Origin of the sequence: Kurthia sp. 11kri321, assembly GCF_001534765.1 — a bacterium.
Lineage (GTDB): Bacteria > Bacillota > Bacilli > Bacillales_A > Planococcaceae > Kurthia > Kurthia gibsonii.
Map to the genome: position 1 here is coordinate 2,620,068 of NZ_CP013217.1, position 23,006 is coordinate 2,643,073.

Below are 23,006 nucleotides of genomic sequence, written 5' to 3' on the forward strand. Positions count from 1 at the left end.
ACAACTTACATGTTCAATTTTTACTCATTTGAGGGGGATTTAGAAATGACAACAAGTCAAACAACGATGACAAAGTCGAAAACGAAATTACGCGTTGTAGATTTAGTCTATTGTGCTATGTTTGCTACATTGATGATGATTGGGGCGAACATCACATCATTTGCACCGTTCATGGTCGTTGGTGGTGTTCCAATTACACTCCAAACATTTTTCGCAATTTTAGCTGGATTAATTTTAGGAAGTAAGCGAGGAGCTATCGCCGTTACAGTCTACATGCTAATCGGTTTAGCCGGCGCACCCGTATTCGCACGATTCAGCGGTGGTTTTAGCCAAGTATTAAGTCCGACATTTGGTTTCATCGTGTCATTCATTTTTGCAGCTTATGTAGCAGGAAAAATGATTGAAATGAAAAATACAAAAATGATGTATGTTGCTGCAGCACTTGTAGCTATGGTCATCAACTATGTATTCGGAACAAATTGGATGTACTTCGCTTATAAACTATGGGCAGCAGCTCCTGAGAACTTTACATATCAAATTGCTTGGTTGTGGATGATGCCTCCGCTTCCAAAAGATATCATTCTATCTGTACTATCTGGCTTCTTTGCCTATCGCATGCAATTCGTCTTGAAAGGAGTTCGTAAATCATGAATTATGAACAATTAGCTACACAGATCATTGAGGAAAACTATTTATTATCAGATGAAGAAGCTCTAGCTATTTTAGAAACACCACAACAAGACTTACTTAAGTTATTGCAGGCGAGTTATCAAATTCGCTATCACTACTATGGTAATAAAGTGAAATTAAATATGATTATTAATACGAAATCTGGTCTGTGCCCAGAAAACTGTGGCTATTGCTCACAGTCTATTATTTCAAAAGCACCGATTGAAAAGTATGCCATGATGAAACAAGAAGAAATTGTAGAGGGTGCGAGACGAGCAAGCGTTGTTCAAGCTGGTACGTATTGTATCGTAGCAAGTGGTCGTGGTCCTGCGAATCGTGAATTGGATATTGTAGTAGATGCTGTAAAAGAAATTAAAGCTGAAAACCCAAATATGACGGTTTGTGCATGTCTTGGTATTCTAAAACCAGAGCAAGCAGAACGATTAAAAGAAGCCGGTGTCGATCGTTACAATCACAACTTAAATACATCAGAAAATCATCATGAACATATTACAACATCGCACACATATGAAGATCGTGTGGGGACTGTTGAAAAAGTGAAAAATGCGGGTATTTCTCCTTGTTCAGGTGTTATTATTGGTATGAAAGAGTCTAAAGAAGATGTCGTACAGATGGCGAAAAGCTTACGTATATTAGATGCTGATTCAATTCCAGTAAACTTTTTAAACGCAGTAGACGGTACACCTTTAGAGGGAACAAAAGAAGTCACACCACTTTATGCTCTACGTGTCCTTGCACTTTTCCGTATGATTAATCCAACAAAAGAAATTCGTGTTTCTGGTGGGCGTGAAGTAAATTTAAGAAGTTTACAACCATTTAGCCTTTACGCAGCAAACTCAATTTTTATCGGGGATTATTTAACAACGAGTGGACAAGAGGAATCATCCGACTTACAAATGCTTGAAGATTTAGGTTTTGAAGTTGATTTAGAACCACTATCAAAAGAGCCTATAACTACTTCATGTAGTTAAAACAAAAGACGAGGATGAGAAAAAACATTTCATTTTCCTTTTAGAGTTCGCAACAAAAAACCGGAATCGCGCTGTGGCGCGATTCCGGTTTTTCTTATGCTCATATAAGATGATATTTTCATACTTATGTCTCATCCTCTTTTCTTTTTAATAAACACATACTCAATAGAAGAAAAAAGGGTACGTATAAAAATAGTCACTATGCGTTTTATTTCGTAGGTATTTTTCGACGTCGTAGTGCTGTAAAAATTAATTGCATAAATACTTCCGCAAAAACTAATCCCATCACAATCGCACCTGTTATTAAACTCGTCTTCACTGCAAATTCAATACTCTGTGTATAATCTTTTTCCACTACATGACGCATTGTATTATAAGCCATCCCACCAGGTACAAGTGGGATAATTCCTGCTACACTGAAAATTAACATTGGGGTTTTAAAACGTTTTGCATAAATGTGTGCTACAATGGCAATAACAAATGCTCCTGCAAATGATGCAGGTACAATATCTACACCATGATTGGTGAAGACTAAATAGATCCCCCAGCCAATGGCCCCAACAAGACCGCAGTGAAACAGTGTATTTTTTGGTGCATTAAAAATAATTGCGAATGTTGCAGTTGCAATAAAGCTCAGTATGATATGAATCACATATTCCAATCGATTTGCCTCCTTAAAATGTTAATAGTACAAGTGCTACACCAGCACCAATTGCTGTAGCTGTTAAAAAGGCTTCGACACCTTTTGCTACACCTGATACGAAGTGTCCAGCCATTAAATCACGTACTGCATTTGCAATTGGTACACCTGGTACAAGTGGCATAACAGACCCTATAATAATTTTATCGAGTTGCGATCCATATCCGAACTCCACAGCATAGAAAGCAATAACACCTACAAAAAGAGCACCTGTGAACTCTGCAAAAAATTTAACTTTGGTTAAGGAGTGAATCGCCATAAATACGATAAAACCTGCACCGCCAGCAATGAAGGCAATCGGCATATCCGACCATATACCTCTAAATAAGATTAAAAAGCATGCACTAGCAATGGCTGCCGCAAGAATTTGGACCCAGGTAGGAAAAAAGAAATTTGTCTTTTCAATTCGCTGTAATTCTTCATAAGCTTTTTCAATTGAATAATTTCGTGCAGTTAAATTTCGCGAAACATTATTAACTTGTGCAATTTTTTCTAAATCAGTTGTTCTACTAGGAATTTGAGCAATCCTTGTAGGTCGTTCATGTCCTGCAGAAAAAATGATTCCTGTAGGTGTCACAAAACTTTGTGCATCTGGATAACCTTGTGATTGTGCCATGCGCAACATTGTATCCTCTGCACGATAAGTTTCCGCACCACATTGAACTAGCAAACGTCCTGCAAGTAAAAAGCAGTTAATTGCTAATTCTTCCTCTTTATTATGAGGCATATTTTCAAACGTCCTCTCTATTAAATATATTTTTCTATAAGTTATAAAATTTACTTACTTTATATGACCATACACCGTAAAATAATGGTAATATTAACCTAATACTATGAAAAGGAGTATACAAAAAAAATGAAATCTTCACCATTCAAAAACAGATTATTAATTGACTCACTACTTGTTTGTATACTATTATCTCTTATTATTTTCGCTGTAGTATACATGCTAAACTTGAAAAGTCCTTCTGAAAAGGGTTTAGCCGCTTCAACTGAAAACACCTCTACAGCTGAAACAGACAACCCATTTATTAAAACGGTGACGGTCACAAATGAAACAGAACAAGGTAGCTATACAATTCAGTACCCAAAAACAGGATCTTCTGAACTGAATACAGCTATCAGTGATGCCGTTAAAGAGATGAAAACAGACTTTTTCAAAGGGAAATACGCAAAAGATGCACAGATGCATGTGACGTACATGACATTGAAACATAAGGATCTTTATTCATTTGTTTTAACTCAAAGTTTACAAGAGGATAAACAGAAAAAAGATCAAAAATTCATTACGTTTACAGTGGATCAGCCAGCGAATGAGTTAATTGATATTAAGGAAGTTATACCTTCTGGTGAGCAGTTAACACATATTATGAATTTATCACAAAAAGAACTGGCAAAACATAAAGAAGTACAAAATTTCAATAAAAGTCAACAAAAAGACTTAGCAATCAACCAAGAAGCTAGTCATTTTGAAAACTTTGCACTCGATGATCAAAATTTATACTTCTATTTAAATCCCGATAGTTTTACATCTTCATTTAACCAGCCAATAACAATTACTTTACCACTTCAGAATATTAATTCTTCTTTAGCAAAAGAATTCCAAATACCTGTTAAGAAAATTATTCAAAAGAAAAAGAAACCTATTCCGAAAAAAGCGGTTGCTCTTACATTTGATGATGGGCCAAATACGACATCTACAAAGAGTATTTTAGCTACTTTAAAACGCGAAAAGGTTAAAGCAACATTCTTCATGGTAGGTACACAAGCACGCGCAAATCCTAAAATGGTGAAACAAATTGCAGATGAAGGACATGAGCTTGGTAATCACTCCTTAACACATGCAAATCTAGTATTACTATCGAATGCAAACGTGAAAAAAGAAATTGAAACAACCAATCAGGCCATTAAAAAAGCAACAGGTAAAAACCCAACCGTATTCCGTCCACCTTATGGCTCTTACAATGCGAATGTTTCAAAAATCGCAAAAATGCCAGTTGTTTTATGGAATGTCGATACACTTGATTGGAAACATCATAATCCACAACAAACATTAGCGAATGTGAAAAGTCAAAAATCACAATATACAACTGTTTTAATGCATGACATTCATGCAAGTTCAGCTCAAGCATTGCCACAAGTGATTCGTTACTTAAAACAACAAGGTTATACATTTGTAACAGCTTCTGAAATGCTAAGCATTGAAAAAAGAGTTTATAAAAAGTAATAACTGAAAGAGAGAAGTCAGGTCATTCAACCGACTTCTCTCTTTTTTGTTTGTTTACAAATTAAAAAAGGACTACACAATCGTGCAATCCTTTTCTACATTATTCTTTAGTACCTGCCCACTTCGGTAACATATGTGATAATGGATGGTCTTCACGATAACCAAGTACATAGTCTGCCTGCATGAGTGTATGAATTTCGCGTGTTCCTTCATAAATAACAGGCGCTTTTGAATTACGTAAATAGCGTGCAACAGGATATTCATCTGAATAACCATATGCGCCATGAATCTGAACTGCATCATCTGCCGCACAATTCGCAAAGTCACATGCTTGCCACTTCGCAAGAGACGTTTCACGCGTGTTACGTACACCGCTATTTTTCATCTCGCCTACACGATATACAAGTAAACGACTCATTTGATAGCCTGCTTCCATACGTGCAATCATCTGTTTAACTAATTGATGCTCACCAATCTTTTGTCCAAATGTTTCACGTTCATGGCAATAACTTACGCTCGCTTCAATACACGCATCAATTAACCCGACTGCTCCGGCTGCTACTGTAAAACGTCCATTATCAAGTGCTGCCATCGCAATTTTAAAACCTTCTCCTTCTTGGCCAAGAAGATTCTCTTTTGGGATAAGAACATCATCAAAGAATAATTCTCCTGTATTACCAGCACGAATCCCATACTTTCCTTTAATAGCTTTTGAAGAAAAACCAACCATACCACGCTCTACAATAAATGCTGAAATTCCTTTATGTTTTAACGCTGGATTCGTATAGGCAAATACAATAAAGTGATCAGCAATATCACAAAGTGAAATCCATGTTTTTTGACCATTTAAGCGATACACATCTCCTTCTAATGTTGCATGTGATTGCATGCTCGCTACATCTGATCCTGCACCCGGTTCTGTTAAACCAAATGCACCAATCTTTTCACCTTTTGCTTGAGGAACTAAATATTTTTGTTTTTGTTCTTCCGTTCCCCACTGTAATAAAGTCATGCTATTCAATCCTACGTGAACAGATACAGCTGTCCGAAAAGCTGTATCCCCTCTCTCCAGTTCTTCACAGGCAATCGCCAATGCATTATAATCCATGCCACTTCCACCGTATGCTTCGGGTATGCATATACCGAGTAAACCTAGGTCAGCTAGCTTTTTCCAAATAGCTGGATCAAATCCACCTGTCGCATCCCACTCCGCAATATAAGGCATAATCTCTGCATCTACAAATTGACGTACTGTCTGGCGTAACATATTTTGTTCATCCGAGAATTGAAAATTCATGACGATCTCCCCTATCCTTTAATAATATTTGTCGACATGAGCATGGTTTCTGTGATGGTTACGCCATGATGATTCATCTCCGTCATATACTTTTCTCCTGGTACTGCTAATTCTGGTGGAATAACACCGCGTTCTGTAATCGTACCATCCCCAATTAACTTCGCTACAACTGAAATTGTGTTAGCAGTCGTTCGTGCCATCGCTGTTTCACCACTATTTTTATCACGGTAGGTTACCATATCGTATTCGAATGAAACTCTCTCTTCATTTGCTTCACCATGTACTTCTACACGAAGTAATACAACATCCTCTTGGTCGCCTAAACTTAATTTATTCTCTAAATATTGTTTCATCACTTCACGCATATCTACGGTAATACCATTGTCTACTTCCACTTCATTACCTTTTTGTGTAAGTCCTAAATCGACAAGTAATTTAAAGCGTTCGGCATGTCCTGCGTAACGAATCGTTTTATATTCTAATGTGTGTAATTTAGAAAATGTTCGTGCAAGTGTTGAAAGACCGCCACTCGTATGGAACGCCTCTAAACCAATAAAGCCTGGGAAATAGAGATTTTCTACTTCAGATAAAGAAGGTAATTCACGAATCATCCCATCTCGTACAATCAAAGAGGGTTTTGTATAATGATCGAATACACCGTCTAAAGAATACACTACGCTATAATCAAGTGGTGGTTTTGGAGAAGCTGGGATGCCACCTACATAAATTTTAATTGCATTCACACGATCTAGTTTAGAAGCACCATATCCAGCTAAAATATTTGTCATACCAGGTGCTAAACCTAAATCTGGAATAATCGTCACGCCTTTTTTCTTCGCTTCCTCGTCTAGTTTTAAAACTTCATCTGTTATACCGCCAATATGACCACCTAAATCAACTAAATGAACGCCAAGTTCAATCGCTAACTTTGCAACGCGTACATTAAATTTATAGAATAGTGCGTTCACCACAACATCTGCTTTTCCCATCACTTCACATAACTGTTCGTCATCATAAGCATCAACTGTTAAAAGTTCAATTTTATCGCTATTTAATTGTTCCACAAACGTACGGACCTTTTCGATATCAATATCAGTTAAATAAACTTTATCTACATTCGAACTATTCACTAGATCACGTGCGACTTCTTTTCCCATTAAACCTGCGCCTAGAATTGTCACTTTCATTTGAATGCCCCCTTAATTGTCGATTTGAGCACGTTGAAGTGTGCCACTATAATCTACATAAATACTTTTCCATTCCGTATAAACATCTAAGGATTGGATGCCAGAATCACGATGTCCGTTACCTGTTCCTTTTGTTCCGCCAAAGGGTAAATGAATTTCTGCTCCAGTTGTTCCTGCATTCACATAAACAATACCTGTATCTAAATCGCGTTGTGCTTGAAATACCTTTGTTACATCTTGTGTAAAGATTGAACTTGATAAACCATATTTCACTGAATTATTCACTTCAATCGCCTCTTCTAAATTTTGAACTGCAATCATTGAAATGACTGGACCAAAAATTTCTTCTTGTGCGAGACGCGATTGCGGCTTTACATCTGTAAATAAAGTAGGTTCGTAAAAATGACCTGATTCAAAATCAGCTATGCGACCTCCTTTCAATAAAGTTGCACCTTCTTGTAATCCTAATTGGATATAACTATGAATTTTATGAAGGGCTGATTTATGAATAACTGGGCCAATCTGCACACCTTCATCTAATCCATTACCAAGCTTTAATGACTCCATTGCAGTGATTAACCGGTCAGCTAATTCTTCTTTTATAGCTTCATGTACGATGACACGACTACAAGCTGTACAGCGCTGACCTGATGTTCCAAATCCGCTCCAAATGATGCCTTCTACAGCTAAATCTAAATCGGCATCTTCCATCACGATAATGGCATTTTTCCCACCCATTTCGAGTGAGACCTTTTTTAAGTGTTTGCCTCCAAGCTCCGCAATCTTTCGCCCTGTCTCAGTAGAACCCGTAAATGAAATAACATGTACATCTGGGTGTTCTACGAGTAGAGAGCCTACGTCACTACCTCCTCCAAATACAATATTGATGACGCCATCTGGTAATTCCACTTCTTCGATAATTTTTGCTAACTCATATGCCATAAGTGGTGTTTCGGTAGATGGCTTCCAAACAACGGTATTACCTGCGACAATCGCTGGGAATGACTTCCACGTCGCAATCGCAATTGGAAAATTCCATGGTGTAATGAGACCCACTATACCGATTGGAGCACGTACGCTCATTGCAAATTTGTTTGGTAATTCAGAAGGCGTCGTTTGACCAAATAACCGTCTTCCTTCACCTGCCATATAAAATGCCATATCGATGGCTTCTTGTACTTCACCACGTGCTTCTTCAATTACTTTTCCCATTTCCATCGTTAAAATTCTAGCTAGTCGTTCTTTTTCATCTCGCAACCGTTCACCAATTGCATATAAATAGTCGGCTCTTTTGGGTGCTGGTACTTTTGCCCATTCTTTTTGTGCATGTTTTGCATGTTGAATCGCTTCATGAACTAATTCTTTTGAAGCCATCGGTACGTTCGTTATTACTTCTCCATTGGCAGGGTTTGAAACTGGAATACAATGCATTGACTCTTCTTTGATCCATTGACCGTTTACATAGTGTTTAATATCCAACGAAACACCCCCATCTTCTATTTTCGCTCTTAATCAACAAATTCTATAAAAAGCAAAAATATCCTTCTTGAAGAAAGTTTTTTCTACAACACGTTTTTCCTTTATCAAAATATACTAAACATTTTTAAATCGGGTAATTAGATAAAAGAACCTTATAAATAGAAAGGAGGTACGTTAGTGAATCGGCATATAAAGTTCGGTTTGCCTCTCTTACTGAGCCTCATGCTCATCGTCATTATTTTTAGTTTAATCAATCATCCCACACAAAAAGCTATTCAAACACTCCAAGATACTGCCACACCTCCTATTAAAAAAATTCATCAGAGACAAGTTGATACAAAGCTTGGTGACAAAATCGTTAAAAAACTCGAAAAAAAGCATGGCGACTTACTCTATGAAGAGATTGATAGTTTGACTGCACCTTTCTCTCAAAAAGAAGTAGATATTTTAACGTATGAAATTAAAGACGAACAAATTCATATGATAAAGTCTTCAAAAAAAAGAGCGCATCAAAATATTATTGAGAATAAACAAAAACAACATGAGCTTTGGAAACGTTTTGCAAATTTAATTCCATCAGAAAATCGAAAAATGGTCGCCTACTTTAAAATTTTCACAGATGGTGAAGATAATACCCTCGGCTATGTACAACAAATGGATTATCCAGACAAATGGACACTGGCTCTTGATTATCGTGATGTTAAAAATTTAAATGGACTTTACGCAACAATTCTTCACGAATATGGTCATCTATTTTCGCTTAATTCTTTTGAATACTCGCATGATAATGTGTGTAAAACCTATGATCCCGGCGAAGGTTGTTTAAAACAAGATGCCTACCTCTATCATTTCTATCAGCAATTTTGGCAATATGATGTCATGCAACATTGGAAGCAATTAAAAAATATCGAAACCGATCCTACCGTTCAAACCCACTTCTACACACTCCACGCTGATGAATTCGTTACAGAATATGCGACAAGTCATCCTACTGAAGATTTTGCAGAATCTTTTATGTATTTTATTCTTTCCACTAAACCCTCTAGCCATACTCGCGCAGATGAAAAAGTATTATTCTTCTATCAATATCCTGAGTTAGCGCAGCTAAGAAACGAAATTCTAATGAACCTAGAAAAATATTATCCATAGAAAAAGGTCCATCCATCTTATTGATGAATCGACCTTTTTTTATGGGCTAATCCCACGCATTAAATATAACTTCACCTAATCGTTCAGGCTTCCAAAATGCGACTTGCTCGCGTTCTACTTCGGATAGTTGCTCCAAGTAATGTTCTTCAATCATTCGTTCCAAATCTTCTACCGTAATACATTGATAGTGCTGTTCAAATAGACAAAACTCCTCTGGTAAATCACAAAATACAAAATGTCCGTCTTCTGCAATGACCGTTGTTGTGAATAAAGGATAATAAGCATTCATTACAACTTGAATGGGTTCATTATAAAAAACAAATTTGGCACACATATAATTGACAGGATATGTTGCTTCTTGAATGGTTAATAATTTAATCGCTGGATGCATCGAAACTTCATAGCAAATCGAACGGAACTTTTTTGAGTCCACCATTTGAAATGATGCACTTCCATCAAAGAATCCTGTAATACCTGGTGGTAACTTCATTATTGACTCCCCCTAAACAACGCGGTGTCGAATCGGATTCCCTTCTAAATAATCGTGCATGGATTCAATATTCATCTCCATCATTTCCTTACGCGTGCGTAGTGTTGCACTACCAATATGCGGAAGTGCAACGAAATTTTTCAGTGTAAGGAGTGGATGTGATGTTGGTACAGGCTCTTGAACGAACACATCTGTTCCTGCTGCCCAGATTTCGCCATTCTTTAATGCATCATATAGTGCATCTTCTTGAACGATTCCACCTCGTGCCACATTAATTAAAATCGACGTATTTTTCATTAACTGTAGTTCACGTTTACCGATTAGTCCCTTTGTTTCAGGTGTCATCGGTGTTAAAACAACTACATAATCTGACTCTTGTAGTAAAGCATCTAATTCACGATAGCTAAAACCATAGGCTTCTTCCGCTTGTGGTTTACGACGACGGTTATGATAAAGCACTTCCATGTTAAAGCCCTTTGCGCGTTGTGCTAAGGCTTCACCAATTCGTCCCATTCCAATAATACCGAGCGTAGCACCATGAACATCGCGACCTGCTAGATGATTTACACCCCAATACGTCCAATCACCGTTTCGTACCTCATCCGCTGCTTCGATTATTCTTCTAGCTGTGATTAACATTAGTGTAAATGCTAAATCTGCTGTTGTCTCCGTTAAAACACCTGGTGTATTTGTCACAGCAATCCCCAATTCTTTTGCAGCTTCAACATCGATGTTGTTATAACCGACAGCTAAGTTGCAAATTAATTTTAAATTTTTAGCTGTTTGTAATAACTCGCGTGAAACTCGATTATCCATAATTGTCCATAAAATATCAGCCTCTTGAATAATTTCTTCTAGTTTTTCGTGTGGCATATTGACTTCAACAGTAGGCCACTCACGTACATCTGCCCATGATTTTAATGGCTCAACGATCTCTTCTGGTAATTTACATGTAATCCAAAGAATTGGCTTCAATCTCAAAACCCCTTTATTTCTTTCTTTTTTTAAATTGTATCACAATTCAGATACCTTCCCAAATTTTTAAGTATTTCCCATATTTTATATTGATATAATATAAGGTTTATTTCACAAAAAAAGACCTCAGCACATGAAAATGCTGAGGTTTTTACTTAAATCTTATAAATCATCGAAACCGTTATCTTGTACGTTTACTTTCACGTATTGGCGTGATTTTTGTTCAAAGAAGTCTGTTTTACCTAAGTCAACATCTTCGTACGCTTTGATCCATTTTAATGGGTTTTTACGGTAGCCTTCAAACGGACGCTCATAACCAAGTTGGTTACAACGAACATTCGCATAGAAGTAGATGTAGTCTTCTACATCTTCTACGTCTAAACCATCGATTTTCGTACCAATTACTTCATTCGCCCATTCGATTTCAAGAGCTGCTGCTTCGCGGAAGATGTTTTGTACACGTTCTGCGCGTTCAGGTGTATCGTATTCTGGATACTCTGTTAGTAACTCTTTATAAATTTTAACGAATAAGTCTACGTGTAATTGCTCATCGCGATTAATGTAGTTAATCATTGTACTTGTCGCAACCATCTTTTGATTACGTGCTAAGTGGTAGAAGAAGCTAAATCCTGAGTAGAAGAATAAGCCTTCTAAAATCACATCGTACACGATTGAATCTAACATATTATCAATTGTTGGATTCTCTGCGAAATTTTTATAACCCTTTAATACGAAGTCATTACGCTTCTCAAGAACTGGCTCTGTACGCCAGAAATCAAAGATACGATCTTGCTCATCTTTTGATACAAGACTTGATAAGATGTACGAATACGAGTGATTATGGATTACTTCTTGTTGCGCTAAAATAATCATTAACGCATTCAAACTAGAGTCTGTTAAGTAGTCGGCTACTTTACCAGCATAGTCTGTTTGAATACTATCAAGTAGCGCTAATAAACCAATAATCTTTTTGAATGTATTCTTCTCTTCATCTGTTAAATCTAAAAATTGCTTTACATCTGTACCCATATTAATTTCAAATGGTGTCCAGAAGTTACCAAGCATTTTTTTATATTTTGGGTATGCCCAGCTAAAACGCACGTCATCCCAGTTTAAAATGTTGGAAGATCGACCGTTCACGATTGCTGTAGAACGGTTTGGTGCTTCCTTATCCATTAGTGCTCTTCGTTTAATCTCAGTCATTCAAATCTTCCTCCCTATTTTCGTTACATTAGCTTGCGCATGACTCACATTCAAGTAATTCTACAGAAGTAGAACGTACATAGTAGGTTGTTTTGATGCCGCTATTCCAAGCATTTAAGTGTAATGCTAATAAATCTTTTGCTTTTACTGTGTTTTGAACATAAAGGTTTAGTGAAATACCTTGATCAATGTGGCGCGCACGTGCAGCATTTTGTTTAATCGTCCAGTTTTGGTCGATGAAGTATGCTGATTTGTAGTACCAAGTTGTTTTTTCATCTAAATCCGGAACCGTTACAGGAATCTTATAATCTTTCTTCTCTTCAGAGTATGACTTTTGGAAGATTGGATCGATACTTGCTGTTGAACCTGCAATGATTGATGTTGATGAGTTTGGTGCAACTGCCATCACATAACCATTACGCATACCGAATTCACCGATATTCGCACGTAATTCGTTCCATTGTTCGCTATCATAACCATGCTTATCGAAGTAAGCACCTGTTGCCCAGTCAGAACCTTCAAATAAAGGATATGAACCTTTTTCTTTTGCTAATTCATGTGATGCTTTAATTGTTAAGTAAGCAATTTGCTCATATAGTGAATCCGCATATTCAACTGATTCATCTGACTCCCAAGCGATACCTTTTTTCGCTAATAGGTGATGCCAACCGAATGTTCCTAAGCCAATACCACGGTAGCGAGAGTTTGTACGCTCTGCTTGTGCTACAGGGATTGTATTTAACTCAATTACGTTATCTAGCATACGTACTTGGATTGGAATCAGACGCTCTAAAACATCCTCTGGTACAGCACGACCTAAGTTGATTGAAGATAAGTTACATACAACGAAATCTCCAGGTTTACGACGTGTCACAATCACATCGTCTTCTAATGTTACAGATTCAAATGTTGTTGCACTCATGTTTTGCATGATTTCTGTACATAAGTTAGACGAGTAAATCATACCTTCATGGTTGTTTGCATTTTGACGGTTTACTTCATCACGGTAGAACATGAATGGTACACCTGTCTCTAGTTGTGAACGCATAATACGTTTCATAATATCAATTGCTTGCACTGTATCACGTGAAAGAATTGGGTTGTTTACACATTGTAAGTATTTTTCGCGGAATGAACCTTCGCCACGTTTTTCATCGTATGAATCTTCTAAATCAAAGCCCATTACTGTACGTACTTCATGTGGATCGAATAAGTGCCATTCTTCACGCGCTTCTACAGCTTCCATGAAGATATCTGGTAAACATACGCCAGTGAAAATATCGTGTGCACGCATACGCTCGTCACCATTGTTTAGTTTTAAATCTAAGAATGGGAAGATATCTTTATGCCATACATCTAAGTAAACAGCGATTGCACCTTGACGTTGACCTAATTGATCAACTGATACTGCTGTGTTGTTTAATTGTTTGATCCAAGGAATAACACCTGATGATGCCCCTTTGAATCCACGAATTGATGACCCACGGCTACGTACTTTACCCATGTAAATACCAATACCGCCACCAAATTTAGAAAGTGTTGCAACATCTGTGTTTGAATCGTAGATACCTTGTAGCGAATCGTCTACTGTATCAATGAAACAAGAAGATAGTTGACCATGTGTTTTACCCGCATTTGATAATGTAGGTGTTGCAGTTGTCATGTATAGGCTACTCATAGCCCAGTAAGCTTCTTCAATCTTCTTTAAACGGTCTACTTTCTCATCTTGCATTAATGTCATTGCAATGACTAACCAACGCTCTTGTGGAAGTTCTAAAGGTGTTTTATCGAAATCACGTGCAACATAACGATCTAATAATGTTTTTAAACCAATATATGTGAATAATTCATCTTTTTCTGGGTTAAGTAAGTTCGCAATTGCTTGGCGCTCTTCTGCTGTGTATTTTTCGATTAGGAACGAATGATATAAACCACGTTCTACTAATTTTTCGATTTGTTCTGGGAATGCTGTATAAACCTCATCAATATTCGCAACACCACGTTTATCCGCCGCTTCTTTATACGTTTCTACTAATAGGAGACGTGCAGCTACAAATGTCCAAAATGACTCGTCTTCATCCAACATACCTAAAGCATCTAAGCTTAACGCTTTTGTCCATTCTGCATCATCTGCATCTGGATGTTTTGACATGAAACGCTCATGCTTGCGTAGTAGTGGACTAATTTCTTCACGACCATATTGTTCTTCTAATTTTTTTAATAAAGCTTCTCTACCTTGTGTCATCATTTGTACCATAAGACCACGACTCCTTCTATTTTTTGACTATTTTCCCATTGAACTCCTCAAAACAGCTGCAAATAAAATAACAGTAAACGACATATCCAGCAGAATATGATTCACTGTTCCATTTTGACATGCATCCATTCTTCATCTGAAAAATCGTCATGTTGTGTTGATTACATGTATGATTAAAATTCTTTTTATCCTGTAATTTACGAAGTTAAACAAAAAAAAATAATATAAATGAGCGATTATTAGTGAATATGTGCCCAAAACGTTGTCAACACAATATATTGTGTTTCCTCAACTTTTTTTTCAAATATCTTGTGTTTTCTTCTTTATCTAATCTAACATAATCGAAAAGGTTGATTCAAGATTAAAGTCGAAATTGAAGAAAATCATAGCAAAAGGCCTACAAAAATTCGTCCCCTCAAAAGAAACAAATTCTTTAGACGGATTTTTAATTTTTTTCGTATCGCTTTTTTGATATGTCGAAAATTCACTATAAAAAACACTTGCATTTCGAACTATTTTGTTAAAAAAATAATCTTTTTTTATTTCCTCTATATTTTCAATTGTTTAAAGCATTTTATTGTAAAAAACACTTTATTTGTTATTTACACTATTTTTTTATATGAAATAAATTTATTTCAAAAAAATAAATTTGATTCAAAGACTAACTTTCTTATTATAGAGTATTTAAGCGTGCTAAACTAGTCTATACATTTAGGAATCGATGAAATTTCATTTTTGTTACGGATTCGACAATGAAAAGTTACTTGACTTTTCTTCTTCTCATATCTTTATCATTCCTTATAAAATATACATTTTACGTCTTTTTTATCTTTTTAAGAAAGCTTCGATAATCGTGAACATTTTTCGATAAATTGGTTCATTCAATTGCACATGAGGAAAAGCTGTACTATTATTAATCCTATATAACTAATTGAGGTGAAAAAGAATGCCATCGTTTTACGGAATACAATTTGTTGCGATTATGATTTTTTTAATCACATTCGTCACATCTTTGATTGTTGGAAAATTATACGTTGTTTTAATTGGTTCATTGATCGCCTTCACACTCATTATTTTATCTTTCGTGCAAAGAAAAAAAGTACTTGAAGCGAAAAAAGCCTCTGAACAGGGCTAATCTTTATTTATAATAAGGCTTGGATACTTTTTGTATTCAAGCCTTTTTTATGTATAAAACAAGCTGGGACAAAACATTTCACTTTTCCTTTTAGCGTTTGCAACGAAAAACTGGAACCGCGCCACAACGCGATTCCAGTTTTTCTTATGCTTATTGTTTGTACCCTTATATCCTAGCTCACTTCTCCTAAAAGAAAACAATCCAAGCTAATACTGCTGCCAATACAATACGATAGATTGCAAATGGCATTAACTTGATGCGTGAGATTAGCTTTAAGAAGAATTTAATCGATAGCAATGCAAAGATGAATGCGCTAATAAAACCAACAATATAGAAATTCAAATCATCTGGATTAATATCTTGATAATGTTTGAATAAAGATAGGCCACTTGCACCCGCCATAATCGGCACAGCCATAATAAACGTAAAGTCAGCTGCTACACGATAATCTAGACCTAGAAGGACACCACCTGATATGGTAGCTCCTGAACGCGAAAACCCTGGCCATAGTGAGAGGCACTGAACCAATCCCACTTGGAAGGCCTGTTTATACGTCAAATCGTCCAGCGACATGACGCGTGGCTTCTTCCAAGCAAAACGATCTGCAATCATCATAAAGATGGCCCCGATGAATAAACCGATAATAACCGTTTTAATACTAAATAGATGCGCATCTATGTAATCCTCAACAAGCACACCTAGAACACCCGCAGGAATAATCCCTACAATAACATGTAATAAGTTAAAACGATGGTGTTTCGTTTGTCCTTCAATATGATAAAGACCAATCAAACTTAGTAGCCTCTTCCACATGACGACAACAACAGCAAGTATGGACCCTAATTGAATCACAATTTTGAATGTATTCGCTGAAGAACTACCTAAAAAATCTTTTGTCTTGAGCCACATATCATCGACAATAATCATATGCCCTGTAGATGATACGGGTGCAAACTCCGTTAGACCTTCTACAAGGCCTAGTATAATGGCTTTTAAAATTTCACTCACACGCGTATGCTCCTTTTACCGCAAAGTTTGGTATCCTTTGCACTATTACCCAAATGATAGCACAGACATACCCTTTATTTTTTTTACGACTTTGTAAATTTTATATCGATTCTCCATAATTCTGCTCGACTATTTGTACGGATAGGCGGTCCCCAAAAGCCAAATCCAGATGTAGTAATTGCGTGCAACTGCTCAACCTTTTTATAGCCATAATCTAACGGAAATGATAAACGCGTAAGTAATTGATTAGGCCACATTTGACCGCGATGTGTATGTCCAGAAACTTGTAAGTCCGCACCTAGCTTTGCCGGTGTTTCAATGTCTTTTGGTGTGTGTTCCATAATGAACCATGGGAGTGGTGAATCCATTTTCAACGATTCAAGTGGTTTACGATTTTTATTCGTTACATCTTCTCGTCCTGTTAAAACACAGACATCTTGTATTACAATCGTCTCGTCTAGTAACATTTTCACTTGTGATTCTTCCATTAACTGAACGGTTTTTTCAATTTGATTACCATAATACTCATGGTTTCCTAAAATACCGTACACTCCATGTGTTGCTTCTAATTTCTTCATCTCTTCCATCATATTATTCTTTTCATACCAATACGGTAAATCATCTACTAAATCTCCCGCTAAAAAAACAAGATCCGGTTCTTCTGCATTTGATAAACGAACAAATTTTTTCAATTGACGTTTTGGCATCACAAGACCTAAATGAAAATCACTTCCTAAAACAATACGAAGTGTTTGATCTGCTAATAAGTCATTCTTAATGATAATTTCTTTAATACGTGTAACAGGCGTATAAGCATAATAACTACCAAATAAGAAAATAAGAATGAATAGCTGACATACAAAAAATTCAATAAGATCTCTCGAGCTATTTGGCGCTAACCAAATAATGAGATTCGTAATTGGGAAAAGCAATATACCATATTGAAAAAATGCTAACCAATAATAGCCAATAATTGTGAAAACATCTAACTTATGTGATAGTCGTCCGATTAACATACTAAATCCAATCACATACCAAATTACATAGAACGGTATTTTCCATGTAACTCCAAACCAATCATGTAAGAATGTATAAACATTCCAACCTAAATAAAACACGACAGCACTATATAGTAGAAAAGCTAAAATAGATACACTATATTTTTTCATGTTGTTCCTCCTCAGTGTCTATATTTTGCCATAATTAAACAGCGAAATACAATTCCTATCTATAAGTCGCATAGGTTCTCGGTCTCTAGTCCTAGTCGAAAATCCTTTTGAGGACGGTTAAAAAGCTTTAAAAATCCACGTATCATAAAGGTATCAACAGAAGGGAGGCACTTTTCACATGAGAAAAGTATGGCTAACACTTTTAGGAATCGTAATCGGTATTACAGTGGTGAGTTTATTCGGACCACTAACAGGTTTATTAATATCTGCTGCTGTTTTATACGCAGGTATTCACTTCTATTTGAAGGCTCGCTCAACATTTGCAAAAGTTGTCTGGGTAATCGTTGGAATCATCGGTTTAACATCAGGTATCTCAAATATTCCTGGTTTAGTGGCACTTGTTGCAGTAGCAGGCGGTTACTTCATCTACAAGAAGTGGAATCAAAAAGAAGCTCAACCTGTATTTACACAAAAATCAGATGATCCATTCACAAACTTTGAAAAACAGTGGAACGAATTACAAAAATAATAATGACAAAAGGAGGTAGTGAACAATGGGTTTACTACAACGTTTAAAATATTCAATCGAGGCAGACTTACATCAATTTTTCGATAAAAAAGAGGAAAAAAATCCAATCGCGATGTTAAATCAATATATTCGCGAAGCTGAAAAGCAAACAGAACAAACAGGTAAGTATTTAGAAAGACAAGGTCAATTAAAAGAAAAGCTTGAGAAAGAACGTGTTCAAGCAATTGAAATGTTCGAAAAACGTCAAGCACAACTAGAATTAGCACAAGCAAGTGGCGAAGTTGATTTAATTGAATTCGCTGAACAAGAAAAAAATGCATACGCAAATCGTATCGCAGCACTTGATCAAAGTATTGAACAAGTAACAAACGAATTATTCGGCTTAGAGCGTAAATTCGAAGAAATGAAACACAAAATCAAAGACATGCGTGTACGTCAATTACAACTAATGGGCAAAGAAAATGTTGTACGTGCGCATCATCAAATGGACCGCGTATTAGACCCTGAATCAACTGGGCAACAAAATCAACGTCTAGATAAATTCGAAACAATGGAACAATATATCGAACGTTTAGGTCAAAAAATTGAACAAGAGCATGAAGTTACTTCAATGGAACAACGTTTACAAGCACTTGAAAAGAAACAAGCTTAAAAAACTTTGTAGCTTATTGTACAATTAAGAAAATAGACTGTCCTTCCTGTATAATAAATGATGTGAAGGACAGTTCTTTTGTATTAAAAAAGAACGACGAGAAATGGAGGTAGCGGCGATGAAACACATTCAAACAAATACGATGACAACTTTGCTATTTGCTGCACTACTTTGCATCGTTGCTGAGGGAATACTTTTTGGAAGTGACATGATGATTTTTGCACTGATTGGTATTGGACTCATTTATGTATCCATGAAAAAACAACGAAAATTATTCTTTTGGCTCGGTTTGGGTTTACTCATTCTTTCCGTTCTCTCCATGTGGAGTTTACGCATTCTATTGTTTGTAACCGTTATTTATATACTCCTTAAAATGCGTGAAGACACACCCGCTACTGTTCATGTGAATACTTCTTCTACAGAAGAACGTCCGCTTGAACGAAAAAAGAAAAATAATTTCTTCCAATTTGACGATACACTTAACACTTCTTATGTTTGGGAAGATATCCACGTTCAAAATTTCGTTGGGCAAATTACGATTGATACAACCGATACCATCTTACCGAAAGGGGCTTCTCTTATCTCGATTCGTCAAGGGATTGGTAAAATAACCGTCGTCGTTCCTTATGAAATACCTGTACGTATTTACTACAATGCTTTAATGGGCGAGGCAACTATCATGCAACATAAATACCCACGCCTCTGGAACGAATCACTCGCTGTCAAAGATGGTTATCGTGAACATGAACTCCCTGAACGTGAATTAATTATCGCTGCCTCTTCTTTCTCAGGCGATTTGGAGGTGCTTAGAAAATGACAAAAGTAATTTTACGAACGCTTTTTTTAGCGACCATCTCCTTCGCCTTACTCGCGATGATTTTATATATGTTGTGGGGCGAAAATGTTGCACAATGGGAAATGCTCTATGAAAAAAACTATGCAAACTTACCCTATGGCGCTTGGATGTTAATTTTCTTCGGTGGATTTAGTCTATTAATCGCCATGTGGTCAAATTCTCTAACCATTCAAAAAGAGAATCAACTAACCAAACAATTAAATCTTATTTTAGAAGGTCAATTTCAAACAACGAAAAAGCGTATGGTCTCTAAAAAGAATTTCAAAAAGTTGCAGGCGATTGATGACTTAGTTCAAACACAAAAGAAAAGCTTGCAACGTCTAACGAATGACCATGCAAATATTCAAGAAAAAGAAGTACAAGAGCGTCTCATTCAGGAACGCCAACGTCTCGCACGTGAACTACATGATTCCGTATCACAACAATTATTCGCAGCGTCTATGCTTCTATCGGCTACGAATGAAACAATTGGTGAAACACTGCCTGAGGCAAATCAAAAACAACTTCAACAAACTGAAAAAATTGTCCAACAAGCACAATTAGAGATGCGCGCATTACTGCTTCATTTACGACCAATTGCACTGAAAAATAAATCACTAGCACAAGGTTTACAAGATTTACTCGATGAGCTACGTCAAAAAGTTTACTTTAACATTCAAGAGAGACTAGAAGAAGTATCGCTCCCAAAAGGTGCTGAAGATCATGTCTTTAGAATTGCACAGGAAACATTATCGAATACATTGCGCCATGCAAAAGCAACTGAAGTCCAACTACTTCTAGTAGAACGCAATGGTCTTGTCATATTCCGTCTTCAAGATAACGGTGTTGGTTTCTCTATTCAAGACGATGATCATGCCGGCTCTTATGGTTTACGCAATGTAGAAGAACGCGCTGTTGAAATTGGTGGAACATGTAAAGTCGTATCGATTCCAGAGCAAGGAACAATTATCGAAGTACAAATCCCTGTAGAACAGGAGGAAACAAAGTGATTCGTATATTATTAGCAGATGACCATGAGATGGTGCGAATCGGTGTCTCTGCATACTTACAGGCACAACCCGATATGGAAGTCGTAGCTGAAGCTGAAAATGGTCAACAAGCCGTTGAGCGCAGTTTAGAATATCGCCCTGATATTATTTTAATGGACATGGTTATGCCGATTATGACCGGTGCAGAAGCAACAGCAGAAATTATAAAACAATGGCCCGAAGCGAAAATTATGATTGTGACGAGTTTTTTAGAAGATGATAAAGTATATCCTGCGCTAGAGGCGGGTGCGATTAGCTACCTTTTAAAAACGACGAATGCGAAGCAAATTGCTGATGCAATTCGTAAAACTTACAGCGGGACATCTGTTTTAGAGCCTGAAGTCACAAACAAAATGATGCAACGCATGCGTTCAAATCAAGATCGTGCCTTACATGAAGATTTAACAGAACGCGAACAAGAAGTATTACTATTAATGGCAAAAGGGATGACCAACCAGCAAATTGCGGACACATTATTCATTGCCTTAAAGACAGTGAAAACACATGTTAGTAATATTCTTTCCAAGTTAGATGTTCAAGACCGTACACAAGCAGTCGTTTATGCCTTTTCACATAATCTTGTACCAAAATAAACAAATGTCGAACAATTGCTCACAATTGTTCGACGTTTTTCATTTATTTTATACTATAATAAATATAAGAATTTTATTTTAGAAAGGTCATCATGCTAAATTATAGTCAAATTATTAAAAATGAACGTATTAAACAGAACATGACGCAACAGGCTTTGGCAAAAGGGATTTGCTCTACTTCTTATTTAAGCAAAATCGAAAAAGAACATGTTATTCCACGCGATCACATTCGTGAAGCACTCTTAAAAAAACTAAATCTAAATACGCATTATTTAAAAATGTCACAAGAAGAAGAATTCCTTCGTGAACTACATCGTGCATTTCAATATGCTATCCATTTAAATAGCGCTGAACACGCACAAATCGTTTGGAACCACTTTAATGAATTCAACATTGAGTTTTCAACACGTGAAAATTTTTATCAATGTAATTTATATTTACAACGCATCGCCATTATTGCGAAACAACCCATTCTCGATTTAGATGAAATTTCAGCAGCATTCGCCTCTGTTTTAAATAATTTAAATCCTGAACAACTTTTTATTTTCTACGTAAATTCATGCCATTATTGCTTAGAGAATCGATTATATAAGGATGCAATGAAGTTTATGAGTAAAGCTGAAAAAGTCATCCAGGATTATGAACCTGAGATTCCAGAGTGGCTCATTGGTAATTTTCATTTTATTTCAAGTCAATTAACGTACACGATTCATCACTATTCAGCTGCCTTCTCTCATGCACATCTCGCGCTCACGATTTTTGAAAAACTAAATTTACAAACACCTATTATTAATTGTTATATCCAAATTGGCATTTGTAATAATCGGAGCGGCTTATTTGAATATGCAAAAAAAGCACTTCAAACAGCTTATCACCTTGCTGTTCAATTAGAAAAGAAAGAATTGTATGGTACCATTCTTCAACAATTAGGTCAGCACGCTGCTCTGACAGGTGAATCAAAAGAAGCCATTCAATATTATCGTGAAAGTTTGGAACATACAGTTTCGGTAGAGCCAAAATTAGCCGCAATTCATAACATGGTGAAAGAGTACTCCAAACTCCAACAACCGACATTCATTCAATATTGGTGTAAAAAAGGCATTCAACTCGTATCTGAACATCTAAACGCACCTTTTTATCGAACCTTCTATTTCCAATTTAGGTTCTATCAAATGTTGCATCATATCGAATCACTAAAGCCTGATGTCATTGAAGAAGCAATTACATACTTTGAAGAATGTGAGGAATTAATTCTCGTCCAAAAATACGCCATTGCTTTCGGTCATATCTTTTATGAACAACAGTCGTTTGAAGACGCTGCTAAACTCTATAAAAAAGCTAATGAAGTTGCTCTCACGATTCAAAGAAGAAACTATTGGCAAGACTTATAATGAAAAAGCCAGTATGACAA

The 23,006-nt window shown here is 36.4% G+C and carries 22 protein-coding genes; 11 read left to right on the plus strand and 11 right to left on the minus strand.

Translation table 11 applies throughout. The features are described 5' to 3' along the window. Window positions 1-45 precede the first annotated feature (45 nt). Together ASO14_RS13095 and bioB are read left to right on the plus strand one after the other, a co-directional pair. Complete coding sequence (locus ASO14_RS13095) at window positions 46-651, plus strand: biotin transporter BioY (RefSeq protein ID WP_068456239.1); 606 nt, start codon at window positions 46-48, stop codon at window positions 649-651. Then, entirely contained in the window at window positions 648-1,661 is a 1,014-nt protein-coding gene (bioB, locus tag ASO14_RS13100) for a biotin synthase BioB (protein ID WP_068456242.1), read from the plus strand. The genes ASO14_RS13095 and bioB overlap by 4 nt, the downstream gene beginning before the upstream one ends. A gap of 208 nt (window positions 1,662-1,869) precedes the next feature. On the opposite strand, the gene ASO14_RS13105 is transcribed toward bioB, so the two are convergent. Both ASO14_RS13105 and ASO14_RS13110 read right to left on the minus strand, forming a co-directional pair. Further along, window positions 1,870-2,322 (minus strand): threonine/serine exporter family protein, encoded by a 453-nt coding sequence (locus ASO14_RS13105; protein ID WP_068456244.1) that lies wholly within the window; start codon window positions 2,320-2,322, stop codon window positions 1,870-1,872. A 13-nt stretch (window positions 2,323-2,335) separates the two neighbouring features. Further along, window positions 2,336-3,088, minus strand: coding sequence for a threonine/serine exporter family protein (locus tag ASO14_RS13110; protein ID WP_068456248.1), 753 nt, complete (start codon window positions 3,086-3,088; stop codon window positions 2,336-2,338). A gap of 129 nt (window positions 3,089-3,217) precedes the next feature. On the opposite strand from ASO14_RS13110, the gene ASO14_RS13115 reads away from it, so the two are divergent. Next, window positions 3,218-4,588, plus strand: a complete 1,371-nt coding sequence (locus ASO14_RS13115) for a polysaccharide deacetylase family protein (RefSeq protein WP_068456251.1) — start codon at window positions 3,218-3,220, stop codon at window positions 4,586-4,588. 100 nt (window positions 4,589-4,688) lie between these two features. On the opposite strand, the gene ASO14_RS13120 is transcribed toward ASO14_RS13115, so the two are convergent. From ASO14_RS13120 to ASO14_RS13130, 3 genes are read right to left on the minus strand one after another with little or no spacing between them, the layout of a single operon-like run. Continuing rightward, window positions 4,689-5,885 (minus strand): acyl-CoA dehydrogenase family protein, encoded by a 1,197-nt coding sequence (locus ASO14_RS13120; RefSeq protein WP_068456254.1) that lies wholly within the window; start codon window positions 5,883-5,885, stop codon window positions 4,689-4,691. A gap of 11 nt (window positions 5,886-5,896) precedes the next feature. Beyond that, window positions 5,897-7,072: a saccharopine dehydrogenase family protein gene (locus ASO14_RS13125; protein ID WP_068456257.1), complete on the minus strand. Its 1,176-nt coding sequence runs from the start codon at window positions 7,070-7,072 to the stop codon at window positions 5,897-5,899. A gap of 12 nt (window positions 7,073-7,084) precedes the next feature. After that, window positions 7,085-8,551 carry an aldehyde dehydrogenase family protein gene (locus ASO14_RS13130; protein ID WP_068456260.1) on the minus strand — a complete coding sequence of 489 codons (1,467 nt, stop codon included), beginning with the start codon at window positions 8,549-8,551 and terminating at the stop codon, window positions 7,085-7,087. Window positions 8,552-8,728: 177 nt separating this feature from the next. Here ASO14_RS13130 and ASO14_RS13135 point away from each other — a divergent pair, with 177 nt between their 5' ends. Next, entirely contained in the window at window positions 8,729-9,700 is a 972-nt protein-coding gene (locus ASO14_RS13135) for a hypothetical protein (protein WP_068456263.1), read from the plus strand. A 46-nt stretch (window positions 9,701-9,746) separates the two neighbouring features. On the opposite strand, the gene ASO14_RS13140 is transcribed toward ASO14_RS13135, so the two are convergent. The 4 genes from ASO14_RS13140 to ASO14_RS13155 form a co-directional block, all read right to left on the minus strand. Continuing rightward, a complete protein-coding gene (locus tag ASO14_RS13140) occupies window positions 9,747-10,190 on the minus strand; it encodes a hypothetical protein (RefSeq protein ID WP_068456266.1) in 444 nt (147 codons plus the stop codon). A gap of 12 nt (window positions 10,191-10,202) precedes the next feature. After that, complete coding sequence (locus tag ASO14_RS13145) at window positions 10,203-11,165, minus strand: 2-hydroxyacid dehydrogenase (protein WP_068456269.1); 963 nt, start codon at window positions 11,163-11,165, stop codon at window positions 10,203-10,205. Between the two features lie 162 nt (window positions 11,166-11,327). After that, window positions 11,328-12,368, minus strand: a complete 1,041-nt coding sequence (locus ASO14_RS13150; RefSeq protein ID WP_068456272.1) for a ribonucleotide-diphosphate reductase subunit beta — start codon at window positions 12,366-12,368, stop codon at window positions 11,328-11,330. 28 nt (window positions 12,369-12,396) lie between these two features. Further along, window positions 12,397-14,625 carry a ribonucleoside-diphosphate reductase subunit alpha gene (locus ASO14_RS13155; RefSeq protein ID WP_068456274.1) on the minus strand — a complete coding sequence of 743 codons (2,229 nt, stop codon included), beginning with the start codon at window positions 14,623-14,625 and terminating at the stop codon, window positions 12,397-12,399. Between the two features lie 946 nt (window positions 14,626-15,571). Between ASO14_RS13155 and ASO14_RS13160 the strand changes: the two genes are divergently transcribed. Next, the gene (locus tag ASO14_RS13160; protein ID WP_068456277.1) at window positions 15,572-15,760 is read left to right on the plus strand and encodes a hypothetical protein; all 189 of its coding nucleotides are present in this window, start codon (window positions 15,572-15,574) and stop codon (window positions 15,758-15,760) included. Between the two features lie 186 nt (window positions 15,761-15,946). Here the strand turns inward: ASO14_RS13160 and ASO14_RS13165 are convergent, their stop codons facing one another. Both ASO14_RS13165 and ASO14_RS13170 read right to left on the minus strand, forming a co-directional pair. Further along, the gene (locus tag ASO14_RS13165) at window positions 15,947-16,768 is read right to left on the minus strand and encodes an undecaprenyl-diphosphate phosphatase (protein ID WP_068456278.1); all 822 of its coding nucleotides are present in this window, start codon (window positions 16,766-16,768) and stop codon (window positions 15,947-15,949) included. An 83-nt stretch (window positions 16,769-16,851) separates the two neighbouring features. Beyond that, window positions 16,852-17,937 carry a metallophosphoesterase gene (locus ASO14_RS13170; protein ID WP_068456281.1) on the minus strand — a complete coding sequence of 362 codons (1,086 nt, stop codon included), beginning with the start codon at window positions 17,935-17,937 and terminating at the stop codon, window positions 16,852-16,854. 178 nt (window positions 17,938-18,115) lie between these two features. On the opposite strand from ASO14_RS13170, the gene ASO14_RS13175 reads away from it, so the two are divergent. The 6 genes from ASO14_RS13175 (at window position 18,116) to ASO14_RS13200 (ending at window position 22,986) form a co-directional block, all read left to right on the plus strand. Then, window positions 18,116-18,466, plus strand: a complete 351-nt coding sequence (locus tag ASO14_RS13175; RefSeq protein ID WP_068456284.1) for a lmo0954 family membrane protein — start codon at window positions 18,116-18,118, stop codon at window positions 18,464-18,466. 25 nt (window positions 18,467-18,491) lie between these two features. Continuing rightward, window positions 18,492-19,118 carry a PspA/IM30 family protein gene (locus ASO14_RS13180; RefSeq protein ID WP_068456286.1) on the plus strand — a complete coding sequence of 209 codons (627 nt, stop codon included), beginning with the start codon at window positions 18,492-18,494 and terminating at the stop codon, window positions 19,116-19,118. Between the two features lie 118 nt (window positions 19,119-19,236). Beyond that, a complete protein-coding gene (liaF, locus tag ASO14_RS13185) occupies window positions 19,237-19,935 on the plus strand; it encodes a cell wall-active antibiotics response protein LiaF (RefSeq protein ID WP_068456289.1) in 699 nt (232 codons plus the stop codon). Beyond that, window positions 19,932-20,963, plus strand: a complete 1,032-nt coding sequence (locus tag ASO14_RS13190) for a sensor histidine kinase (protein WP_068456292.1) — start codon at window positions 19,932-19,934, stop codon at window positions 20,961-20,963. Before liaF ends, ASO14_RS13190 begins: the two co-directional genes overlap by 4 nt. After that, window positions 20,960-21,595: a response regulator transcription factor gene (locus ASO14_RS13195; RefSeq protein WP_068456295.1), complete on the plus strand. Its 636-nt coding sequence runs from the start codon at window positions 20,960-20,962 to the stop codon at window positions 21,593-21,595. Before ASO14_RS13190 ends, ASO14_RS13195 begins: the two co-directional genes overlap by 4 nt. Window positions 21,596-21,687: 92 nt before the next feature. Further along, window positions 21,688-22,986, plus strand: a complete 1,299-nt coding sequence (locus tag ASO14_RS13200) for a helix-turn-helix domain-containing protein (RefSeq protein ID WP_068456297.1) — start codon at window positions 21,688-21,690, stop codon at window positions 22,984-22,986. The last annotated feature ends 20 nt before the right edge of the window (window positions 22,987-23,006 follow it).